The sequence below is a fragment of the Pedobacter sp. WC2501 genome (assembly GCF_052682415.1).
The window spans coordinates 98,724-119,590 of sequence record NZ_JBQZFI010000001.1 but is presented as its reverse complement, the minus strand read 5'-3'; the positions used below and the strand labels follow the sequence as shown (position 1 = coordinate 119,590).

27 protein-coding genes are annotated in these 20,867 nt (G+C 37.8%); 24 read left to right on the top strand and 3 right to left on the bottom strand.

The genetic code is table 11. The annotated features are described in order from the left end of the window. Nucleotides 1-12 precede the first annotated feature (12 nt). The 11 genes from ACUN24_RS00610 (at nucleotide 13) to ACUN24_RS00560 (ending at nucleotide 6,704) form a co-directional block, all read left to right on the top strand. A complete protein-coding gene (locus ACUN24_RS00610; RefSeq protein ID WP_445560786.1) occupies nucleotides 13-234 on the top strand; it encodes a VF530 family protein in 222 nt (73 codons plus the stop codon). Between the two features lie 165 nt (nucleotides 235-399). After that, nucleotides 400-798, top strand: a complete 399-nt coding sequence (locus ACUN24_RS00605) for a hypothetical protein (protein WP_445560785.1) — start codon at nucleotides 400-402, stop codon at nucleotides 796-798. Nucleotides 799-876: 78 nt separating this feature from the next. Continuing rightward, entirely contained in the window at nucleotides 877-1,044 is a 168-nt protein-coding gene (locus tag ACUN24_RS00600; RefSeq protein ID WP_158554390.1) for a hypothetical protein, read from the top strand. A 198-nt stretch (nucleotides 1,045-1,242) separates the two neighbouring features. Next, complete coding sequence (locus ACUN24_RS00595; protein ID WP_193420367.1) at nucleotides 1,243-1,554, top strand: type II toxin-antitoxin system HigB family toxin; 312 nt, start codon at nucleotides 1,243-1,245, stop codon at nucleotides 1,552-1,554. Continuing rightward, entirely contained in the window at nucleotides 1,538-1,897 is a 360-nt protein-coding gene (locus tag ACUN24_RS00590; RefSeq protein ID WP_445560784.1) for a helix-turn-helix domain-containing protein, read from the top strand. Before ACUN24_RS00595 ends, ACUN24_RS00590 begins: the two co-directional genes overlap by 17 nt. Before the next feature lie 484 nt (nucleotides 1,898-2,381). Next, a complete protein-coding gene (rpsL, locus tag ACUN24_RS00585; protein WP_029278631.1) occupies nucleotides 2,382-2,795 on the top strand; it encodes a 30S ribosomal protein S12 in 414 nt (137 codons plus the stop codon). 17 nt (nucleotides 2,796-2,812) lie between these two features. After that, nucleotides 2,813-3,280, top strand: coding sequence for a 30S ribosomal protein S7 (rpsG, locus tag ACUN24_RS00580; RefSeq protein WP_056097505.1), 468 nt, complete (start codon nucleotides 2,813-2,815; stop codon nucleotides 3,278-3,280). A gap of 129 nt (nucleotides 3,281-3,409) precedes the next feature. Further along, nucleotides 3,410-5,524: an elongation factor G gene (gene fusA / locus ACUN24_RS00575; protein WP_219075872.1), complete on the top strand. Its 2,115-nt coding sequence runs from the start codon at nucleotides 3,410-3,412 to the stop codon at nucleotides 5,522-5,524. A gap of 132 nt (nucleotides 5,525-5,656) precedes the next feature. Then, nucleotides 5,657-5,962 carry a 30S ribosomal protein S10 gene (gene rpsJ / locus ACUN24_RS00570; RefSeq protein WP_008244591.1) on the top strand — a complete coding sequence of 102 codons (306 nt, stop codon included), beginning with the start codon at nucleotides 5,657-5,659 and terminating at the stop codon, nucleotides 5,960-5,962. 52 nt (nucleotides 5,963-6,014) lie between these two features. Continuing rightward, nucleotides 6,015-6,305, top strand: coding sequence for a hypothetical protein (locus tag ACUN24_RS00565; protein ID WP_445560783.1), 291 nt, complete (start codon nucleotides 6,015-6,017; stop codon nucleotides 6,303-6,305). A gap of 123 nt (nucleotides 6,306-6,428) precedes the next feature. Beyond that, nucleotides 6,429-6,704, top strand: coding sequence for a hypothetical protein (locus ACUN24_RS00560; protein ID WP_445560782.1), 276 nt, complete (start codon nucleotides 6,429-6,431; stop codon nucleotides 6,702-6,704). Nucleotides 6,705-7,109: 405 nt separating this feature from the next. Here the strand turns inward: ACUN24_RS00560 and ACUN24_RS00555 are convergent, their stop codons facing one another. Both ACUN24_RS00555 and ACUN24_RS00550 read right to left on the bottom strand, forming a co-directional pair. After that, nucleotides 7,110-7,304 (bottom strand): YtxH domain-containing protein, encoded by a 195-nt coding sequence (locus ACUN24_RS00555; protein WP_445560781.1) that lies wholly within the window; start codon nucleotides 7,302-7,304, stop codon nucleotides 7,110-7,112. A gap of 10 nt (nucleotides 7,305-7,314) precedes the next feature. Continuing rightward, nucleotides 7,315-7,677, bottom strand: a complete 363-nt coding sequence (locus ACUN24_RS00550; protein ID WP_219075869.1) for a hypothetical protein — start codon at nucleotides 7,675-7,677, stop codon at nucleotides 7,315-7,317. A 190-nt stretch (nucleotides 7,678-7,867) separates the two neighbouring features. On the opposite strand from ACUN24_RS00550, the gene ACUN24_RS00545 reads away from it, so the two are divergent. Both ACUN24_RS00545 and ACUN24_RS00540 read left to right on the top strand, forming a co-directional pair. Continuing rightward, nucleotides 7,868-10,477 (top strand): MGH1-like glycoside hydrolase domain-containing protein, encoded by a 2,610-nt coding sequence (locus tag ACUN24_RS00545; protein WP_445560780.1) that lies wholly within the window; start codon nucleotides 7,868-7,870, stop codon nucleotides 10,475-10,477. Between the two features lie 121 nt (nucleotides 10,478-10,598). Further along, nucleotides 10,599-11,942 (top strand): deoxyguanosinetriphosphate triphosphohydrolase, encoded by a 1,344-nt coding sequence (locus ACUN24_RS00540; protein WP_445560779.1) that lies wholly within the window; start codon nucleotides 10,599-10,601, stop codon nucleotides 11,940-11,942. A gap of 216 nt (nucleotides 11,943-12,158) precedes the next feature. Here ACUN24_RS00540 and ACUN24_RS00535 read toward each other — a convergent pair whose 3' ends face one another. Further along, the gene (locus ACUN24_RS00535) at nucleotides 12,159-12,770 is read right to left on the bottom strand and encodes a hypothetical protein (protein ID WP_445560778.1); all 612 of its coding nucleotides are present in this window, start codon (nucleotides 12,768-12,770) and stop codon (nucleotides 12,159-12,161) included. 173 nt (nucleotides 12,771-12,943) lie between these two features. On the opposite strand from ACUN24_RS00535, the gene ACUN24_RS00530 reads away from it, so the two are divergent. The 11 genes from ACUN24_RS00530 to rplV all read left to right on the top strand — a co-directional run bounded on the left by ACUN24_RS00530 (nucleotide 12,944) and on the right by rplV (nucleotide 20,860). Further along, the gene (locus ACUN24_RS00530; RefSeq protein ID WP_445560777.1) at nucleotides 12,944-14,200 is read left to right on the top strand and encodes an NAD(P)-binding domain-containing protein; all 1,257 of its coding nucleotides are present in this window, start codon (nucleotides 12,944-12,946) and stop codon (nucleotides 14,198-14,200) included. 6 nt (nucleotides 14,201-14,206) lie between these two features. Continuing rightward, entirely contained in the window at nucleotides 14,207-14,797 is a 591-nt protein-coding gene (locus ACUN24_RS00525) for a hypothetical protein (protein ID WP_445560776.1), read from the top strand. A gap of 187 nt (nucleotides 14,798-14,984) precedes the next feature. Continuing rightward, nucleotides 14,985-15,818 carry a sulfite exporter TauE/SafE family protein gene (locus ACUN24_RS00520; RefSeq protein WP_445560775.1) on the top strand — a complete coding sequence of 278 codons (834 nt, stop codon included), beginning with the start codon at nucleotides 14,985-14,987 and terminating at the stop codon, nucleotides 15,816-15,818. Further along, entirely contained in the window at nucleotides 15,818-16,213 is a 396-nt protein-coding gene (locus ACUN24_RS00515; RefSeq protein ID WP_445560774.1) for a DUF1634 domain-containing protein, read from the top strand. Before ACUN24_RS00520 ends, ACUN24_RS00515 begins: the two co-directional genes overlap by 1 nt. Before the next feature lie 83 nt (nucleotides 16,214-16,296). Continuing rightward, nucleotides 16,297-17,547, top strand: a complete 1,251-nt coding sequence (locus ACUN24_RS00510; protein ID WP_445560773.1) for a hypothetical protein — start codon at nucleotides 16,297-16,299, stop codon at nucleotides 17,545-17,547. A 288-nt stretch (nucleotides 17,548-17,835) separates the two neighbouring features. Beyond that, nucleotides 17,836-18,453 (top strand): 50S ribosomal protein L3, encoded by a 618-nt coding sequence (rplC, locus tag ACUN24_RS00505; RefSeq protein ID WP_029278646.1) that lies wholly within the window; start codon nucleotides 17,836-17,838, stop codon nucleotides 18,451-18,453. Between the two features lie 4 nt (nucleotides 18,454-18,457). Next, a complete protein-coding gene (gene rplD, locus ACUN24_RS00500) occupies nucleotides 18,458-19,087 on the top strand; it encodes a 50S ribosomal protein L4 (protein WP_121283865.1) in 630 nt (209 codons plus the stop codon). Nucleotide 19,088: 1 nt separating this feature from the next. Next, entirely contained in the window at nucleotides 19,089-19,379 is a 291-nt protein-coding gene (gene rplW, locus ACUN24_RS00495; protein WP_025145221.1) for a 50S ribosomal protein L23, read from the top strand. 20 nt (nucleotides 19,380-19,399) lie between these two features. Next, a complete protein-coding gene (rplB, locus tag ACUN24_RS00490; protein ID WP_121283864.1) occupies nucleotides 19,400-20,224 on the top strand; it encodes a 50S ribosomal protein L2 in 825 nt (274 codons plus the stop codon). Beyond that, on the top strand, nucleotides 20,224-20,490 hold the full coding sequence (gene rpsS / locus ACUN24_RS00485) for a 30S ribosomal protein S19 (RefSeq protein WP_010599906.1): 267 nt from the start codon (nucleotides 20,224-20,226) through the stop codon (nucleotides 20,488-20,490). Before rplB ends, rpsS begins: the two co-directional genes overlap by 1 nt. 7 nt (nucleotides 20,491-20,497) lie before the next feature. Beyond that, nucleotides 20,498-20,860, top strand: a complete 363-nt coding sequence (rplV, locus tag ACUN24_RS00480; protein ID WP_132398564.1) for a 50S ribosomal protein L22 — start codon at nucleotides 20,498-20,500, stop codon at nucleotides 20,858-20,860. Nucleotides 20,861-20,867 lie beyond the last annotated feature (7 nt).

The window sequence follows — 20,867 nt, the reverse complement described above, 5'->3', positions numbered from 1 at the left end:
TAACTTTGCCAAATGGCCGAACAACAAAAAAATAATCCTTTACACGGTATTACCTTAGAAAAAATAGTAACCGATCTGCAAACACATTACGGTTGGGAAAAACTGGGATCATTGATCAGGATTGATTGTTTCAACAACAACCAAACCATAAAATCGAGCTTAAAATTTTTAAGAAGAATGCCCTGGGCCAGAAAAAAGGTTGAAGATTTATACCTTGATACATTTCACAAATGATGGAATGAGTGAGTTTAGAAGGAGTGAATTTTGAATGATAAAATGTGTGAATGTGCTGGTCTAATCCAACATTCTCTTATTCAATCATGCTCTCATTTAATCATTTCTCTTTCCTTTGCAACCTTTTCTTTAAAACCGTCGTCATCTTGATCTAAACCATATCAAATGAAAAATATTTTCTGTTCTTTTTTGCTGGCGATCATTTTAAGCAGTTGTGCTTTATCAACCGCGACAACCTTCTATTCCATGTCCCGTGGTAAAATAGATATTCCTCAGAAAGAAACTTATAGCGTAGTGTATCAGGTAAATTTTGGCAATGGTTTAACAGCCGATATGGCTTACACCACTGAAAATGGAAAACAGACAGAACTAAAAGAAATTAGCGGCGCATGGGAAAAGACTGTAACCTTAAAATCAGGAACACATGTTCGGCTTACAACTTTTGCTACTGCTAAGCATCAATCTAAAGGTGAATATAAAATCCTCGTTGACGGAAAGGTAGTTTCTGAGTATGTGTTGAGTGGAAGAAAGCTAGAATATTCTTTTGCTTTCGACCTGCCATAATTCATTAAATCTTCATTTTGCTTTTCGAGATTTAATAAACAAAATAACAAGGTTTATTCATCGTTAATCAATGTAAAAATGAAAGCAATTAAAGTTTTAGTAATCGCACTAGTAGCAGCTTTTACCATTAATACCGTAAGCGCTCAAACCACAACTCCGGCAAAAGCAGGTACCGAAAAATCACAGACTAAAAAAGGTCATAAAAAACATCATAAAAAGCACACAAAAAAAGTAGCTAAAGCTTAGAAAAGGAAAGTCTTTCAGGTAAAACTGGAAGACTTTTTTGCATTATAACAGGTCGTTATTTTAACTAGTGAAAAAAAAAGTTATGTATTTAACCCATTACTATAAATGTAACTTATGCAGTATGTCAAAGTAGTCCAATAAAATTATGAGATAATGAAATAAATTTGTTTTGTTACCATTTTGGTAATACATTTGTGTATGCGGATTATTGCTAAAAAGACACTTGTTGAATATTACAGGAAGCACAGCACCGCCAAGGCTAGTTTAGAGGCTTGGTATGGTGAGGTTGTTGAACAAGATTGGAATATGCCTGCAGATGTAATTAAGTTGTATGCAACTGCAGATGTAATAACGGGCAAACGATTCGTATTTAACATTAAGGGTAACGATTACAGGTTGATTGCCGATATAGAGTTTAAATTAAAGATTGTTTTTATAGTTTGGATTGGCACACATGCTAATTATGATAAAATTAATGTGGAGGAGGTAAAATATGTTAAAAGTAATTAAAACAGAAAACGAGTATGAATTGGCTTTAGAAAAGGCCTATTTGTTGATGCAAAAAGATCTTGATTTAAATACGGAGCAAACTGATGAATTGGATTTATTAACATTATTAATAGAACATTACGAAGAAAGTCATTATCCAATTGCACCTCCATCACCAATTGAAGCCATCAAATTTAGGTTAGAACAGTTGGGTAAAGCACCAAGTGAGCTATCTAAAATTTTAGGTGCCCGCAGTCGCCAATCTGAAATATTGAGCGGTAAGCGCAAACTTAGTTTAAGTATGATTAGAAAATTACATGAGATTTTGAATATTCCGGCCAGTAGTTTGATTGGTGCTTATTAAGCTATTTATTAAATATCGCGAAAACCGGAAGGCAAACTGATCTTCTTTGAACTTTGCAGGGAAAACGTTAATATTAGAAACTGCTTTGCCACCTAAACCCGATATACGTGGAAAGCGAGTCCTTCACGAGCTTGTAACATTAGCGGGGCCGAACCCAGCCTAAGTATGGCTGAAACTGCTTTCCAAATAAGCGTATAATAATGATGAAACAATGCCTGGGTGGCTTGAATGTTTAAGGAGAGAAAGATTGCTTCACTCCACTATCATTGCCTCCGCTTCAGCTCGCAATGACGACAAGAGAAAGGAAGAACTGCAACTCCTTAATCTTCAACTGAAAACTGATAAGTGCCAACTGAAAACTTTTTACGCTAACCCCTTGATTTTTAAAAAGAATTGTTCTACTTTTGCAGTCCGTTTTATGGGCTATCTGCAAGGATGCCGGGGGAGCGGTAAATTTTTTAATAAAAAAACATAAAAAAGCACAATGCCAACCATTCAACAATTAGTTAGAAAAGGTAGAGTAGCACTGGAGTTCAAGAGTAAGTCTCCAGCGTTGGACAGTTGTCCACAGCGAAGAGGTGTATGTACACGTGTGTACACCACTACCCCTAAAAAACCAAACTCAGCAATGCGTAAAGTAGCCCGTGTTCGTTTAACGAACGGTAAAGAGGTGAATGCTTACATTCCTGGAGAAGGTCACAACTTACAGGAGCACTCAATCGTATTGATCCGTGGTGGTCGTGTTAAAGATTTACCAGGTGTACGTTATCACATCATCCGTGGTGCATTAGATACATCAGGTGTGGCTGGTCGTAACCAACGTCGTTCTAAATATGGTACTAAACGTCCTAAACCAGGACAGGTAGTTGCGGCACCAACAAAAGGTAAAAAGAAATAATCGGGAGGAAATAAGAAATGAGAAAGTCAAAACCAAAAAAGAGAATTATTCTTCCTGATCCAAAATTTAATGATGTTCAGGTAACTCGTTTTGTAAACAATATGATGTACGATGGAAAAAAATCTATCGCTTATTCAATTTTTTATGATGCTGTTGAAATTGCTGAGAAAAAAGCAGGTGAAAACGGTTTAGAGATATTCAAACGCGCATTAACTAACATTATGCCAGCTGTAGAGGTTAAATCTCGTCGTGTTGGTGGTGCTAACTTCCAGGTTCCAACTGAGGTTAGACCAGAGCGTAAAACAGCTTTAGGTATGAAATGGTTAATTTTATACGCTCGTCGTCGTGGTGAAAAAACCATGAAAGAGAAATTAGCTGGTGAAATCGTAGCTGCTGCTAAAGGCGAAGGAGCTGCTGTTAAGAAGAAAGAAGATACGCACAAAATGGCTGAGGCTAACAAAGCGTTCTCTCACTTCAGGTTCTAATTTAGGATTAACAGATTAGTAAGATTACACAGATTTAATTAGAAGATTATACTGATTAGATAAATTGCACCGATTTGTTTTAACATAATCGGTGCAATCATTTAAAATCAGATAAATCAAAAACATAACATGGCAAGAGATTTAAAATTTACAAGAAATATTGGAATCGCGGCTCACATTGATGCGGGTAAAACTACAACAACTGAGCGTATCCTTTATTATGCTGGTGTAAGTCATAAAATTGGTGAAGTGCACGAAGGTGCTGCAACAATGGACTGGATGGCACAAGAGCAAGAGCGTGGTATTACCATTACTTCTGCTGCAACTACTGTTGATTGGAATTACAGAGGTCAAAAGTATCACGTTAACGTGATTGATACTCCAGGTCACGTGGATTTTACCGTAGAGGTAAACCGTTCACTACGTGTACTAGATGGATTAGTATTCTTGTTTTCAGCTGTTGATGGTGTTGAGCCTCAATCAGAAACCAACTGGCGTTTAGCAAACAACTACAGTGTGCCTCGTATTGGTTTCGTTAATAAAATGGACCGTTCTGGAGCAGACTTTTTAAAAGTTGTTAAACAGGTTAAAGAAATGTTGGGTAGTAATGCAGTTCCATTACAATTACCTATCGGATCTGAAGATGGATTTAAAGGTGTGGTTGATTTGATCAACAACCGTGGTATCGTTTGGAATGAGCATGATAAAGGGATGACCTTTACTGAAGTGCCAATCCCAGAAGATATGATTGATGAGGTTGCTGAGTGGAGAGAGAAATTACTTGAATCGGTTGCTGATTATGATGAGTCGTTAATGGAGAAATTCTTCGAAGCGCCAGAAACAATCACAGAACGCGAAGTTTTAGATGCTTTACGTGCAGCTGTTTTAGATGCTAAAATTGTACCTATGGTTTGTGGTTCATCTTTCAAAAATAAAGGTGTACAAACTATGCTTGATTATGTGATGGAATTATTGCCTTCACCTATGGATAGCGAAGGTGTTATTGGTACAAACCCAGATACTAACGAGGAGGTTTTATTAAAACCAAGCATTAGTGAGCCATTTGCCGCTTTAGCTTTTAAAATTGCAACCGATCCATTCGTAGGGCGTTTATGTTTTATCCGTGTTTACTCGGGTAACTTAGAAGCAGGTTCTTACGTGTATAACTCTCGTTCAGAAAATAAAGAGCGTATTTCTCGTATCTTCCAAATGCATGCTAACAAGCAAAACCCTGTGCCAAATGTGGCTGCTGGTGATATTGCTGCGGTAGTTGGCTTTAAAGATATCAAAACAGGTGATACGCTTTGTGATGAGAAAAACCCAATCGTTCTTGAGTCAATGGATTTCCCAGAACCAGTTATCGGTTTAGCTATTGAGCCTAAAACTCAGGCTGACGTTGATAAATTAGGTATTGGTTTAGGTAAATTAGCTGAAGAGGATCCTACATTTAGAGTTCAAACAGATCAGGAAACTGGTCAGACTGTTATCTCTGGTATGGGTGAGTTACACTTAGATATTTTAATTGACCGTTTAAAACGCGAATTTAAAGTAGAGGTTAACCAAGGTGCACCACAGGTAGCTTACAAAGAAGCTATTTTCGGTTCAACAACACACCGCGAAACATACAAGAAACAATCAGGTGGTCGTGGTAAATTTGCTGATATTTCAGTAATTATCTCCCCAATTGATGCTGATTTCGAAAAAGGTGGTTTGCAGTTTGTAAACGAAATTACAGGTGGTTCAATTCCTCGTGAGTTTATCCCTTCAGTAGAAAAAGGTTTTGCTGCTTCTATGGCAAACGGTGTATTAGCTGGTTATCCACTTCCTGATATGAAAGTTCGTTTAACGGATGGTTCATTCCACGCTGTCGATTCAGATGCTTTATCATTTGAGCTTGCTGCTAAAATGGCATACCGTGAGGCTTTACCTAAATGTAAACCTACTTTGATGGAGCCAATCATGAAAATCGAAATCTTAACCCCTGAAGAAAACATGGGTGATGTGATCGGTGATATGAACCGTCGTCGTGGTCAGTTATTAGGTATGGATACCCGTAACGGATCTCAGGTAATTAAAGCAACTGTGCCTCTTTCTGAAATGTTCGGTTATGTAACGCAATTACGTACCATCACATCTGGCCGTGCAACTTCTACCATGGAATTTGACCACTATGAAGCTGCGCCTAAAAATGTACAGGATGAAGTAATTGCTAAATCTAAAGGCAGAATAAAATCTGAAGACTAGTATTTGTTAAGCGCATAGCGTTTTGTGTTTAGCGATGATTTTCGCCGCACGCAAAACGCTTAACGCAAAACTCAAGATAAATCCGGTTTCTGTTGTTAATAGCTCTAACAGGAAACCATAATTAAAAATAAGATGAGCCAAAGAATCAGAATTAAATTAAAATCTTACGATTACAATTTAGTAGATAAATCTGCTGAGAAAATCGTAAAAACTGTTAAACCTACGGGTGCAGTGGTAAGTGGTCCGATTCCACTTCCTACAGAGAAAAAAATCTTTACTGTTTTACGTTCTCCACACGTAAACAAAAAAGCTAGAGAGCAATTCCAATTGTGCGCTTATAAACGTTTATTGGATATTTATAGCTCTAACTCTAAAACTGTTGATGCTTTAATGAAACTTGAATTGCCTAGTGGTGTTGAAGTTGAAATCAAAGTTTAATTGATTTTAAAAAGAACAGAAAAGGTCTCGATGCAAATCGAGGCCTTTTTTTATGCATGCAAATTCCAAAACAAAAGCTGAGCAGACTGGTTGTACTAATATGACTAGTAAGGATAAGGAAAAAGAAGAATTACCAATTGAGGGACAGGATTTTGCTGACACAAAGGAAGAACTCACAAATAAACCTTCTTCACATGGGGAAGTGGCCAATCAAAAAGGCGGTGATTTTTCTGAACTGGAAAAAAGTAGAATGGAAAATCCACCAAAACATCGTGATGAAAATGGGTCAACCAAAGACGATTTGGATAGTAGTACAGAGATTGATCAAAGTGAAGGTGTATAGTAACTGCAATTGACTGGCGGATCGGTAAGATGAGATGGAAAGACTGGACAATATAATTGGATCTGTTAAACTTTTTTTATTGTACCAATGTTGTTAAAGGAGATTATCTACAAATAAATGGCTATGGAAAGTAATGAAAATAAAAATGTTGATCCTAATGCAGGGGTTAACCACAATGACGAGCATATAGAATGGGATAATGGCGAGGCAACTTACGGGCATAAACGCACTGATTTTAAACGTAAAGATGAACCAGAGGCATCACATTTATTGAAAACAGAAAATGATCCTAAGCATGCCGTAAATGAAAATTTAAATAATTCGAATTTAAGTCAGGGTGAAGATATTGGAAACCGAAATAAGAATGGCGAGAAGGGTTTGAGTGGAAAAGATTTATGATAGTTATAAAGAGACCATTCTTATAGAATAATCCCTTTACAACATTTATGCATTTTCCGGTAGATGGAAATTATTTAGGATTCGACAACTGTAATGCGTTAATCAAGTAGCAAATGCCCTTAAAAAGTTAGTTAATGATTTTTTTAATCTTTGTCGCGAATCCTACAGCACAGCAAATTTCAGGAACTTATAGTCAATTCACAAAGAATCTGGTTTTAAGATATTGATATATATCAATTTTGTGTTCGGACACCCAAACTTGGTTAATAAGCTGCCTTTAAAGGTCTAGTAAATACTTTCAATTATCAGTAGTGATACTCACCTATGGTGCAGCTGAAAGTTCCGTAGTAACCATGCCTTAAGCGGGTTTACCTAAGGTAATTTATTGGAGTGACGATCTAAACATTAATATAAATCGCTGGTTTGCCGATAATCCTGTCTTATTTTTGTGGCGTAATTGTTAATTTCATCAACATATTCCGGAACTTTTTCCTTAAAGTCATCAATCAAAGATTTTCCATCAGTTGCACGCTTTTTTGTGGCGTATTTAAAACCATATACAGCTGCTGCGCCTAAAATTGCATATTTTAATAATCCCATAACCGTCTCTTTATATTCCTGTATTTAATGCATGGTTTTCATCATCCTCATTGATGCCGGCATTTGCTTTAAAATCTTCAGATGAACTTCCGGTATGGCTTTCGGCACTCTGTATGGTTGGGTTTTTATCAGCACTGTTATATGCATCATCGCTAAGCGAATCTTTACCCTGTGTACCAGAATTATCGAAACCATCCTTTGCTAAAGGATTGCCTTTAATGAGTTCGCTTGGTTCCTTTCCATAAGCGGTTACAACATTGGTATCATTACCCTCTTCGTAGGCTTTCTGCACATCAGATTTTTCTTCCTTTCCACCATCTGGTCCTACGTAACCCTCAGTGTGTTCTTCCTTATTATAGATGCTCGTTTTCATAGAAATAAATTAAATCTCATTTAAACAACGTTTCTGAAACCAAAAGGTTTGTATTTTATTATTGAGTTCGTGACTTAAAACTTAGAATATATTTACTTTAATCATGGATATTTAACTTCATATTAATAAGCTGAAAGCTAACTGGTAATTGGTATAGTTTTAGCAAGTGGACTATAGCTAATATTGAAATATGAACAAGGCAGAGCAAAATCGGATTAATCAACAATATGCCCATCAAAAAGCATGGCTTAAGTGGGGGCCATACCTTACTGAGCGACAGTGGGGGACTGTGAGGGAAGATTATAGCCCCAATGGAAATGCCTGGGATTTTACAACGCATGATACAGCGAGGAGTAAAGCCTTTAGGTGGGGTGAGGAAGGATTAGCGGGCATAAGTGATGATCAGCAACTGCTTTGTGTAGGATTAGCTTTATGGAATGGCAAAGATGCTATTTTAAAAGAACGGCTTTTTGGTTTGAACAATTCAGAGGGTAATCATGGAGAAGATGTTAAAGAACTTTATTATTATTTGGATAATACGCCCATGCATAGCTATATGCAAATGTTGTATAAATACCCGCAGTCTGCTTTCCCTTATGCTAAGCTTGTTGATGAAAACGCCAAACGATCCAGACAGGAACCCGAATTTGAATTGATGGATACAGGTATATTTGATGAAGATAAATATTTTGATGTTTTTATCAATTATGCAAAAAATGACGTGGATGATTTGCTCATTAATTACACCATTTTTAATAGGAGCAATGAAGATGCCAATCTTCATATTTTACCACAGTTATGGTACCGTAACAACTGGAGTTGGGATGGCGCTACAGCTAAACCTGCAATTAGCAGTATTGGCCAAAATAAATTGCTTTTGCATTCAGAAAAGCACGGTAAATTTTATTGTTATGCAGATGGTAAACCTGAATTTTTATTTACCGATAATGAAACCAATAATGAACGTTTATATCAATCAGCTAACGCATCAGATTTTGTAAAGGATGGTATAAACGACTATTTGATAAACGGCAATATAAAGGCCATAAATCCTGCCAAAACAGGAACCAAAGTCGCAGTTCATTATACCAAGCTCATTCCTGCAAAACAAAGCACCAGCATAAAATTAAGATTAAGCTGTAACCAGTTAGAAGCACCATTTGAAGATTATGATCAGATTTTTGAAGTGCGTAAAAAAGAAGCCAATGAGTTTTATGCAGATAAATACGCTGTGGATTGCAGTGATGAAGAAAAAATGCTGCAACGGCAAGCTTGGGCGGGTATTTTATGGAATAAGCAGTATTATAATTATGATGTAAATGCCTGGTTAAAGGGCGATGCGGCTTTACCTAAACCAGCACAAGAAAGAGCATGTGGTAGAAATTACCATTGGAGCCATTTTATGGCTAATGATATTGTTTTAATGCCTGATAAGTGGGAATACCCTTGGTTTGCTGCCTGGGATCTTGCTTTTCATTGCATAGCGCTTGCGCCTGTAGATCCCGATTTTGCCAAACAGCAATTGCGATTGTTATTAAACAACAGTTACATCCATCCAAACGGACAATTACCCGCATACGAATGGGATTTTACAGATGCAAATCCGCCTGTGCATGCATTGGCTTCTTACAAGGTTTACCTGGTAGATAAGAAAATAAAAGGAACCGGTGATTTAAAGTTTTTAGAAGAGGTATTTCAGCGCCTACTTCTCAACTTCACCTGGTGGGTTAATCAAAAAGATAGCGAGGGGAACAATATTTTTGAAGGTGGCTTTCTGGGGCTTGATAACATTGGGGTGTTTAACCGCAGTGAGCCCGTTCCCGGTGGTGGTTTTTTGGAGCAAGCCGATGGTACCAGCTGGATGGCTATGTACGCTTTGAATATGCTTCAAATAAGTATAGAACTAGCCTTGCACAATCCTTTATATGAAGATATGGCGATAAAATTTGCACAACATTTTTTATTTATTGCCGGATCAATTGATAATATGGGCGATCATCACATTGGACTATGGGATGATCATGATGGTTTTTACTACGATTTATTACGTAATCCCAATGGAGATTGGGATCGGTTACGCCTTCGCTCTCTTGTCGGTTTGATCCCCATGTTCGCGGTAATCGTTTTTAGCGATAAAGATTGGAAAGACTTGCCAAAACTTAGGTCTCATTTGGAAGCTTTTATGCTTCAACGACCTGATTTGGTACAGCTAGTGAGCCATTGGGCAGATAAAAGTGGAAATGATAAACACTTGTTTTCGCTTTTGCGTGGCCATAGGATGAAAATGCTTTTGCGCAGAATGTTGGATACTACAGAGTTCCTCTCTGATTTTGGTATTCGATCGGTTTCTAAAATTTATGAAACACAGCCTTTTAGTTACTGGTTAAATGGAAGTGATTATTCTGTAAAGTACACACCTGCAGAAAGTGAAACAGGTATGTTTGGTGGAAACAGCAATTGGCGCGGACCAATTTGGATGCCTTTAAACTATTTATTAGTTGATGCCTTAAAACATTTTCACGAATACTATACAGATGATTTTAGGGTAGAATATCCAACAGGTTCCAACGAATATTTCTCACTGAATGAAATTGCAGATTTGTTGAGCAAAAGGATGAAAAATTTATTCCTTAAAAATGATAAGGGTGAGCGTGCGGCATTTGGAGGCTATCCCAAATTAAATCACGATGAGCATTTTAAAGATTACATTTTATATTACGAGTACTTTAACGGTGACAATGGGAAAGGCCTGGGCGCTAGCCATCAAACCGGGTGGACTGCTTTGATTGCCCTTTTATAGCCGTGAAAATTATTCATGCCATGGATTACACTCTATAGGCTTAAAAAATCAAGGGTTTTAAAAACGAATCTTTTTATTAAAGCACCTGAATCATTAACTTCGCCCAAAATTAATTGAACGCATGGAGTGGAAATATTTACTATCGAATAGAAGGTACGGACAGGAACAATATGGTGCCAGTACTGATCGTGCGCGTTCTGATTTCCAGCGTGATTATGACCGGTTAATTTTTTCATCTCCATTTAGAAGGTTGCAGAACAAAACCCAGGTTTTCCCCTTGCCGGGAAGTGTTTTTGTTCACAATCGCCTTACGCATAGTTTGGAGGTGGCAAGTGTGGCACGTTCAATGGCAAATATATTTTTAAAAAGTATAGAAGAACATCAGCCGCAACTCATTAAAGATGTTCCTTTAATTAATGAAGTTGGTAATATTGTCGCGGCGGCGTCTTTAGCACACGATTTGGGTAATCCGGCTTTTGGCCATTCAGGAGAAGCAGCCATCTCGCGCTATTTTACCGATGGTGATGGTAAGGTTTACCAGAAAGAAATGAGCGAAACACAGTGGCACGACTTGATTAATTTCGAAGGAAATGCCAATGCTATCCGTATTCTTACTCATCCGCTAAAGGGAAAAGGAAATGATGCCTATGCGCTTACTTATTCTACTTTGGCCTCTATAGCTAAATATCCATGTGCCTCGATTGCTGGTAAACAAAAAGGCCTTTTGCACCGTAAAAAATACGGTTTCTTCCAGTCAGAAGAAGAGAGTTTTAAAAAGATTGCAGCCGAACTTCACCTGGAGCAAGAGGATAATGAATACCTTATTTATAAACGCCATCCTTTGGTTTACCTGGTAGAAGCTGCTGATGATATTTGTTACAGCATTATTGATTTGGAAGATGCACACCGTTTAAAAATCCTGTCGTACGAAGAGGTGAAAAATTACCTGTTACCTTTTGCCAATTCAACAACAATAGAAGAACGTCTAAAAAACGATTACGAAGACGATGATGCCAAAATTGGTCTGCTCCGCGCTAAAGCAATTAATACCTTAACAAACCAATGTGCAGGCATATTTTTTAGAGAACAAGAACAATTACTAAAGGGTGAGCTTAACCATAGTTTAACCGATTTACTGCCTGAGCCCTATATTTCGGCGTGGAAAGCTGTTGAAAAAATCTCAGTAGAGCGCATTTATAACTTCTCTTCAGTTATACAGAAAGAGGTGGCGGGTTACAAAATTATGGCTGGCTTATTAGAAGAGTTTGTTCCTGCACTTATTCATAACAACACACACTATTATAAAAAACTGGTTAAACTAATTCCTAAACAGTATCATACCGATTTGACCGATATTTATTCTATTATACAGAGTGTACTAGACTTTGTTTCTGGAATGACAGACCTATATGCTGTAGATTTATACCGGAATATTAAGGGAATATCTTTTCCGTCAGAAACCTAAAGCTGTACTTCTAGGTAAAATAACCCGCTCACAATTTGCCAATTGAAGGAACTGTATTTGGCTTCGATGGGGTTATGTGGCCAAATGTTGCTACTATGTGTTTCAGTGGTGTCAGATGTTACCATCTGACACTCATTCAATTCGGATAATCTAATCTTTGTGCCAGATACAAGCAAATTTCTCCGTGTTGATCTGCGTTCTGTGGCCAGATATTTTTTATCTTCCCCGGCCATCATCCCATTTATTCCGTTCGTCCTGAAGTTCACGGGCAAGTTTCATTTCTTTATCTTTTGCCTTTACTTTATGCGCCTGAAATTCATCGGCTACTTCCTGGTAAAGCGATGTTCTGTACTTTGCTTCGTGCCTTAATTTGCCAGATTGGAAAATAACAAAGGCCAAACCTATGCCTAACACAATAATAATTGTCCACACAATGGTATTATAAGTGCCTTTATCAAAAGAAATTCCTAAAAACTTAATTTCGTTAACCGAAGCGGTAGCATTGGCGAGCGAGCTCTCTTTTCCGGTTACTTCTCCTTTTAAACTCGAAATATTGCCTGCCTGTGCCTTAATTTCCTGCCTGGCTTCCTGCAATTGCTTGCGTTCCTTTTTCAGCGTATCGTTAACACTTTTCCATAAAGATGATAACCTTGAAGGATTGATCAATCTTGCGCCATACAAACTTTTAGATTTTTTTAACATGAACTGATACTGTCCATTTAGAGATGGATCAGTATTCTTTGTCGTGTCTGGCTTAACTTGCCCAAACGCAACGTTTAAAAATAGCATAGCGCCTAAAAACAATAGGGTGTGTTTAATTTTCTGCATAGTTTAAATATAGGTGTTTGAATGTAAAACTACATTTTTATCTATTTCCCTGTTTAATATTTTTTAGGTGAAGTTTAGGAACGATAGATCAAAATGTTTGTGTTTAACATGTTAAATAACAATTTTATCTAAGTTTTATTATAAAATTATTTGCGATAGGTTACATTTGTTTCATGCAAATAGGAATTATTGGTTTAGGCGATATGGGCAAATTGTACGCTGTATCGTTTGTAAATGCAGGTTATAAAGTATTTGGGGCAGATATGCCCTTACGTTTTGCAGATTTAAAAAATGAGCTGGAACCAAAAGGAATCGAAGTTTTAATTGATGGCCATGAGGTAGCGCGTAAATCTGACTTTATCATTTATTGCGTTGAAGCCGAAAAAATTGATGAAGTAGTAGCTGTTTTTGCCCGCTCTACTAAATATGGTGCCATTGTTTCGGGTCAAACATCAGTTAAACATCCGGAAATTGCTGCTTTTGAAAAATACCTTCCAAACGATACCCAAATTGTAACCTGCCACTCTTTGCATGGTCCTGCTTTTAGTCCTGAGGGGCAAACGCTTGTGGTGGTGCGTCATCGCGCTACAGACGAGGTTTATGCGCAGGCCCTTGAGGTCTATAAATCTTTAAAATCGAACATTATTGAAATGGACGATTATAGGGAACACGATCGTATTGTGGCCGATACACAAGCTGTAACGCACATGGGTTTCGAGAGCATGGGTTCTGCCTGGAAAAATGCCGGTTTCTTCCCATGGGATAACCCTGCCTATGCGGGTGGAATTGATAATGTGAAAATTTTGACGACGCTGAGAATTTTTAGCTATAAATCTCACATTTATGCAGGTCTGGCCATTTTAAACCCTTATGCACAAAAACAGGTAAAATATTATGCCCAGGCAGAATCTGAACTGTTTAAGCTGATGATCTGTGAAAATGAAGCCGAGTTTAGGGAAAAGATTTATGCAGCCCGCGATTTTGTTTTTCATGAAAGCAGATCGCTTTTACTGTTGGATGATAACATCATGAAAGAATTCAGTCTATCGGATGCCAGCCATAAACAAAAACCCAATTCGCATTTAAGTTTGTTGAGTATGGTATATGCCTGGTACAAGATGGGGGTGAACCCTTACGATAACCTGATCTGCCAAACACCACCTTTTAAACTGAGGCTGGGCATTGCCGAATATCTTTTCAAAAACGAAGAAATGTTAGAAGAGTCGATTAATACCGCTTTATATGATAAATCTATCCGTGGTGATGATTTGGAATTTCATACCGCTGTACACGAATGGGCATCGATTATTGGTTATGGCGATTTGAAGGGTTACAAAGAGCATTTCGAAGCTGCCAAATCATTTTTTGCGAACCGTTTAAACGATGGCAGGGACTTAAGCGCGGAATTGATTAAGCGATTGGGTAAGTAACTACTGATGATGAAAGCCATTTTAAATAAACCTGAACTGGTTTCGCAGCTGGAGCGAGAACTAAAAGGGATAGAAATACTTTGTGCTGAATACGATAACGGAAACGAATCTGTTATCTATCAGATTGCAGAGCAAATCGTGGTGATTTTCCATAACTCCAGTCAGGCAAAAGCATTGGTAAGTCAGCTTAAATTAAGTCATCTTAATATGTATTGCAGTTCTCAGATGTACGATTCCAAAAGCCTCACCAATTTTATCGGATTGTTAAAACTGACACATCGTGCTGAAAAGGGGTGGAGTTATTTGGCCAAATTAGATCGTTCTGCTTTAACAACCGTATCGCAAGAAAACTGGTGGAACAATAAGAAAGTAATTATTGATTCGGATGGTACGCCTTTTACAAGAGCAAAAATAATTAAATCTCTGGCTAGTTCCAGTCCATTAGCGCTAAACACTTCAGGCTGGACGGTTAAAGATGCCGAAGGCAACAAATCTACTATTTCCCCAATAGCCGAAACAGTAAGGCAAATTGCTTTTGAGCTGTTGGAAAGTTTCCGGGATGTTGATGTAAATAAAGAAAGTAAGCTTTATAAGTAATTATGGAGTGAGAGAATTATTGAATTTTGAATGAATCAATTATTGAATGAGTAAACGCCTATTGTTCTCTCTTATAAAACTCACTTACTCACTCATTCAAAATTCTATTTACCCATATAACATATAGACTTTGTTTTATTCGCTTAATCTTTCGTTTCCCCGAAAACAGTGCATTATATTTGCCCGCATGTCGGTATTGCTGTTTACGATTATCGTTTTATTAGGTGCCTTTTTAGCCGGATTATTAGGTTCGCTAACAGGCTTAGGCGGAGGGGTAATTATTATTCCATTGCTAACTTTGGCCCTTGGTGTCGATATTCATTATGCCATAGGTGCATCTATTGTTTCGGTAATTGCTACCTCTTCAGGCTCGGCTGCAGCTTATGTAAAAGAAGGGATTACGAATATCCGGATCGGGATGTTTTTAGAAATCGCAACCACAATAGGAGCGGTGTGTGGGGCAATTGTAGCCGTTTACCTCAATGCCAATTACATTGCCATTCTTTTTGGCTGTATCCTCATCTTTTCTGCCATCATGACTTTAAAGAAAAAGGTAGACCATAGCACTCTGGATGATACCGATAAATGGGCCAAATTTTTTAAACTCAATGGGTCTTACCCTGATAAAGGTGTAGATCATCAATATGCCGTAAAACATGTACCAGGTGGTTTCCTGATGATGCTTTTCGCCGGGACTCTATCAGGATTGCTTGGCATTGGAAGTGGGGCTTTAAAAGTAATCGCGATGGATAACATTATGCGTTTACCCTTTAAGGTATCAACCACTACCAGTAATTTTATGATGGGCGTTACCGCTGCAGCAAGTGCGGTGGTGTACCTGCACCGCGGGCAGATAGATCCTGGTATTGCCATGCCAGTCTGTATCGGGGTTTTAACAGGCGCTTCCTTAGGCTCTAAAGTTTTATTAAAGGCAAAAACAGATAAACTGAAAATTGTGTTTGCCGTAGTGGTTGCCTTTTTGGCCCTGCAGATGATTTATAAAGGAATAAGCGGATTATAATGGGGACAGAAAAAAAAGAAAATCTGAATGATAAAGATATCCAGGTAATTCTGGGGACACTTTTGCGTGCAGGCGTAATCATTTCAATGAGCATTGTGTTAATCGGTGGCGCCATTTTCCTCGTCCATAATAAAGGGGCTGTTACCAACTATAAAGTTTTTAAACCCGAGCTTAACAATTTTTCTTCCATCGCTGCAATTTTTAAAGGTGTATTAACCTTTCAGGGCGATGCCATTGTGCAGTTTGGTATCCTGATGCTTATTTTTACGCCAATTGCCCGCATTGTTTTCGCTATTTTTAGCTTTTTAATCGAGCGCGATTACCTTTACGTACTCATTGGGGTCATCATTTTAACCATCATAACCATCAGTTTAAATGGTGGTTTGGCGCATTAATTTCATTTAAAAATTATTTTTATCGAAAAAACTATTAAGATTTTAATTTAAACGCTTAAAATTGTGGTTTAAAATTAAATCTAATGGCAAAATCTGGAAAAGTTGTTCAACTGTTTCAAAAACCCGAAAATTTTATAAAAAACCGTGCCAGGGAACTGCAGTTGGGTAAGTGCTATATCAGTCTCGATTGGGAAGAGTCTGGTATTGCTAATATATTGGTAAGCCGGAAACACGTTAATGGAAATGTCACCCTAGGTTTTTATCTTGTTGACTTGAAATGCCTTGGGATTAAAGATGCATTTTTTAAATTTAATGTATCTGAAGACGAAATGTTCGACATGGTAGATTATATGAATGCGGTAGAAATCGAATACAATCAAGTACATAACATTATCTACGGCGGAGAAGCGTTTGCCAAAGATTGTGGCTTCAAACCGCATAAAGATTGGACCGTAGCGCAATTTATTTTAGAAGAAGATGATGATCGCATCCCTTTAATCGATATCGAATTTGGAGAAGATGGTGTTCCTGCATATTATGTTGGCCCAAATGATAATCCTGCCAAGATAAAGCAAATATTGGATACGTTGGATAAAAATGTTGGAGCGGGCAATTATCTGTTTTATAGCGATGAAGATGAGTTTGAGGATGATGAAATTACTGAAGGTGGTGATGAGCAAAGTTTCAAGCAGATATACTATACTTTTACTGGCGCCTACCGGGATAAATTTGGGGAAAGTGAAGCCGCTGCCTTAGATAAAGATCATATTGACGAAATTTGGGTACAAAAGGTAGATTTGGGACTTTACAGCCTCAATGATGAACTGGATGATCGTATTATTGAATGTGCCGAAGAATATGAGTCGATTTTTGAGGACAAAAGCCTCGAAAGTATCAGTCAAATTAGTGCTATGCTGATCGAAAACCCTGATATGCCATTATTTTACGCAGAATTATTTTTGCAATATAAAATGATGGGACTTCATGGAAAGGCCGATGCCATAGCTAAAAAGGGGATGCAGCTTTTTCCTGATTTCTTATACTTAAGGTTTTATGTGGCACATGCCGCAATGGTCGATGGTGAATTGGAAAAGGGCTTAAAGTTATTGAATAAAAAGTATAACCTTGATGAAGCATTCCCACAGCGAACAGCATTTGCCGAGGGTGAGTTTATGCTTTTTTATGCTGCATTATGCCAATATTTTATGGCTAATGACAGTTTAATTGATGCCATCACCTGTAGCGATGCGCTGATTATTGAAATTTATAAATACGCATGTAGCGAAAATGCGATACTTGATCTTTTACAGCTTATAAAAGCTAAACTGGGATAGGTATACTAAAAGGCAAATGTTGATCAAATTAAAGCATTTTTAAACCTGGAATCTGATCTAAATTGCTTTCAGTCAAATATATAGCTATGGCTTTAAACGCTCCAATCGCCCATTAACCTCACTTTTCAGGTTAAATCCCATTATATCAGCAATTTATTTGAAAAAATATTTGGCTAACTATTTGAAAATTAATAATTCTTGCCTATCTTTGCCGTCCCTTTCGGGGGATGTACAACCACCTTGAACGAAGCCCTACTGCTTCGATGGGTGTTAAAAAGAAAAGATAAAATGTCAGGAATTATTGGAAAAAAAGTAGGAATGACCAGTATCTTTGATGCCGAAGGAAGAAACATTCCTTGTACGGTAATCGAGGCTGGACCTTGTGTAGTTACACAGGTAAAAACCGAAGAAGTAGATGGTTATTCATCAATCCAACTGGGTTACGATGAGAAAAAAGAGAAAAACACAACTCAACCATTGAAAGGCCATTTCGCGAAAGCAAACACAACTCCGAAACGCAAGCTGGTAGAATTCGATTCGTTTACAACTTCACTTAATTTAGGTGATGTAGTAACGGTTGATTCTTTCGCAGAAGGCGATTTTGTTGATGTTGTAGGTACCTCAAAAGGTAAAGGTTTTCAAGGTGTTGTAAAACGCCACGGATTTGCCGGTGTTGGTATGCAGACTCACGGTCAGCATAACCGTTTACGTGCCCCAGGTTCATTGGGAGCATCGTCATTCCCTTCACGTGTATTCAAAGGAATGCGCATGGCTGGAAGAACAGGTGGAGACAGGGTAAAAGTTCAGAACTTACAGGTTTTGAAAGTTTATGCTGAGCAAAACTTATTAGTAGTTAGTGGTTCCATTCCAGGAGCTAAAGGTTCTTACGTAATCTTAGACAAGTAATCAGATGGAAGTTAAAGTATTAAACATTTCAGGTAAAGAAACAGGTGCCAAGGTGCAACTTCCTGAATCGGTATTTGGTATCGAGCCTAACGACCACGCGATTTATTTAGATGTAAAACAGTATTTGGCTAATCAACGTCAAGGTACTCACAAATCTAAACAACGTAATGAGATTGCTGGTTCAACTCGCAAACTATACAAACAAAAAGGTACAGGTGGTGCCCGTGCTGGTAGCATTAAATCTCCGTTATTTAACGGTGGCGGTCGTGTTTTCGGTCCTCAGCCACGTGATTACAGTTTTAAATTGAATAAGAAATTAAAATCATTAGCACGTAAATCTGCTTTAGCTTATAAAGCAAAAGATAACAGCGTGGTAGTTTTAGAAGATTTCAACTTCGATACTATTAAAACTAAAAACTATACAAGTTTATTGGCTGCGTTAAACGTAGGTACTCAAAAAACTTTATTGGTTTTACCTGCACAAAATAATAATATCTATTTATCAAGCAGAAACGTTCAGAAAACTAAAGTGATTGCTGCAGCAGATTTGAATACATATGATGTATTAAATGCTGGTGTGCTTGTGTTAACTGCTGATTCTGTTAAAACTTTGGAGGAGGCATTTGCCAAATAATATGGAAATTTTAAAAAAACCAATATTAACCGAAAAAGCTTCAGCTTTAACTGAGAAATCTAACCGTTTCACGTTTAGCGTTAACCATAAGGCTAACAAAATCCAGATTAAAGCAGCTATTGAGAAATTGTACGGTGTAACTATCGTTGCAGTTAACACAATGGTTGTTGATGGAAAAGCTAAATCACGTTACACTAAAGCAGGTTTTGTATCTGGCCGTAGCCCGAAATACAAAAAAGCAATCGTAACGTTGAAAGACGGCGAAACAATAGATTATTACGCAACCCTTTAATTTAATAATTCATTATAACTATGGGCTTAAGAAAATTTAAACCAGTTACTCCAGGTACCCGCTTCAGAGTTGGTGCCAGTTTCACGGAGATTACAGCAACCACGCCCGAAAAATCATTGGTTGTATCATCAAAAAAGTCTGGTGGACGTAATAACACAGGAAAGATGACTATGCGCTACATGGGTGGTGGTCACAAAAAATCATATCGTTTAATCGACTTCAAACGCGATAAATTCGATATTCCTGCAACAGTAGCTACTGTTGAATACGATCCAAACCGTACTGCCCGCATTGCATTATTACATTATGCAGATGGCGAGAAGCGTTATATCATTGCTCCTGAAGGATTGCAAGTTGGTTCGGTATTATTATCGGGCGACACAGCAGTACCAGAAGTAGGTAACACTTTAAAATTATCGAACATTCCATTAGGTTCTATCATCCACAACGTGGAGATTCACCCTGGAAAAGGAGCACAATTGGCTCGTAGTGCAGGTGCTTATGCACAATTAGCTGCCCGCGATGGTAAATATGCTACTTTAAAAATGCCTTCAGGCGAAACCCGTTTAATCTTGACTACTTGTCTGGCTACTATCGGTGCAGTATCTAACTCAGATCACGCAAACGAAGTATTAGGTAAAGCAGGTCGTAAACGTTGGTTGGGCCGTCGTCCGAGAACTAGACCGGTAGCGATGAACCCTGTCGATCACCCAATGGGTGGTGGTGAAGGTAGATCATCAGGTGGTCACCCACGTTCAAGAAATGGTGTTTTAGCTAAAGGCTTCAAAACCAGAGAACTTAAAAAATATTCTAATCGTTACATCATAGAGAGAAGGAAGAAATAATGGCTCGTTCGATAAAAAAAGGACCTTATATTGACCATAACGTAGAGAAAAAAGTAAACTCTATGAATGATTCAGGCAAAAAGTCTGTAATCAAAACTTGGTCTCGCAGATCAATGATATCACCAGATTTCGTGAATCATACATTTGCTGTACACAATGGAAATAAATTTATCCCTGTGTACGTTACAGAAAACATGGTTGGTCACAAGTTGGGAGAATTTGCTCCAACCAGAACATTCAGAGGACACGCTGAAAAGAAAAAATAATTAGACAATGGAAGCAATAGCAAAATTAAACAATTGTCCAACCTCACCGCGTAAGATGCGTTTGGTTGTAGATCTTATCAGAGGTGAACGTGTAGAGAAAGCATTAAGCATTTTAAAGTTTACCAATAAAGAAGCAGCAATAAGAGTTCAGAAATTATTATTATCTGCTATCAAAAACTGGGAAGCTAAAAATGAAGGCACCAATGCTGAAGAAAACCAACTTTTTGTAAAAACAGTAATGGTTGATGGTGGCCGTCAGTTAAAACGCTTACGCCCAGCTCCTCAGGGACGTGGATACAGAATTCGTAAACGTTCTAACCACGTAACGCTGATTGTAGATAGTAAAAGTACAGAAACAACTCAAAACTAATTAGGAA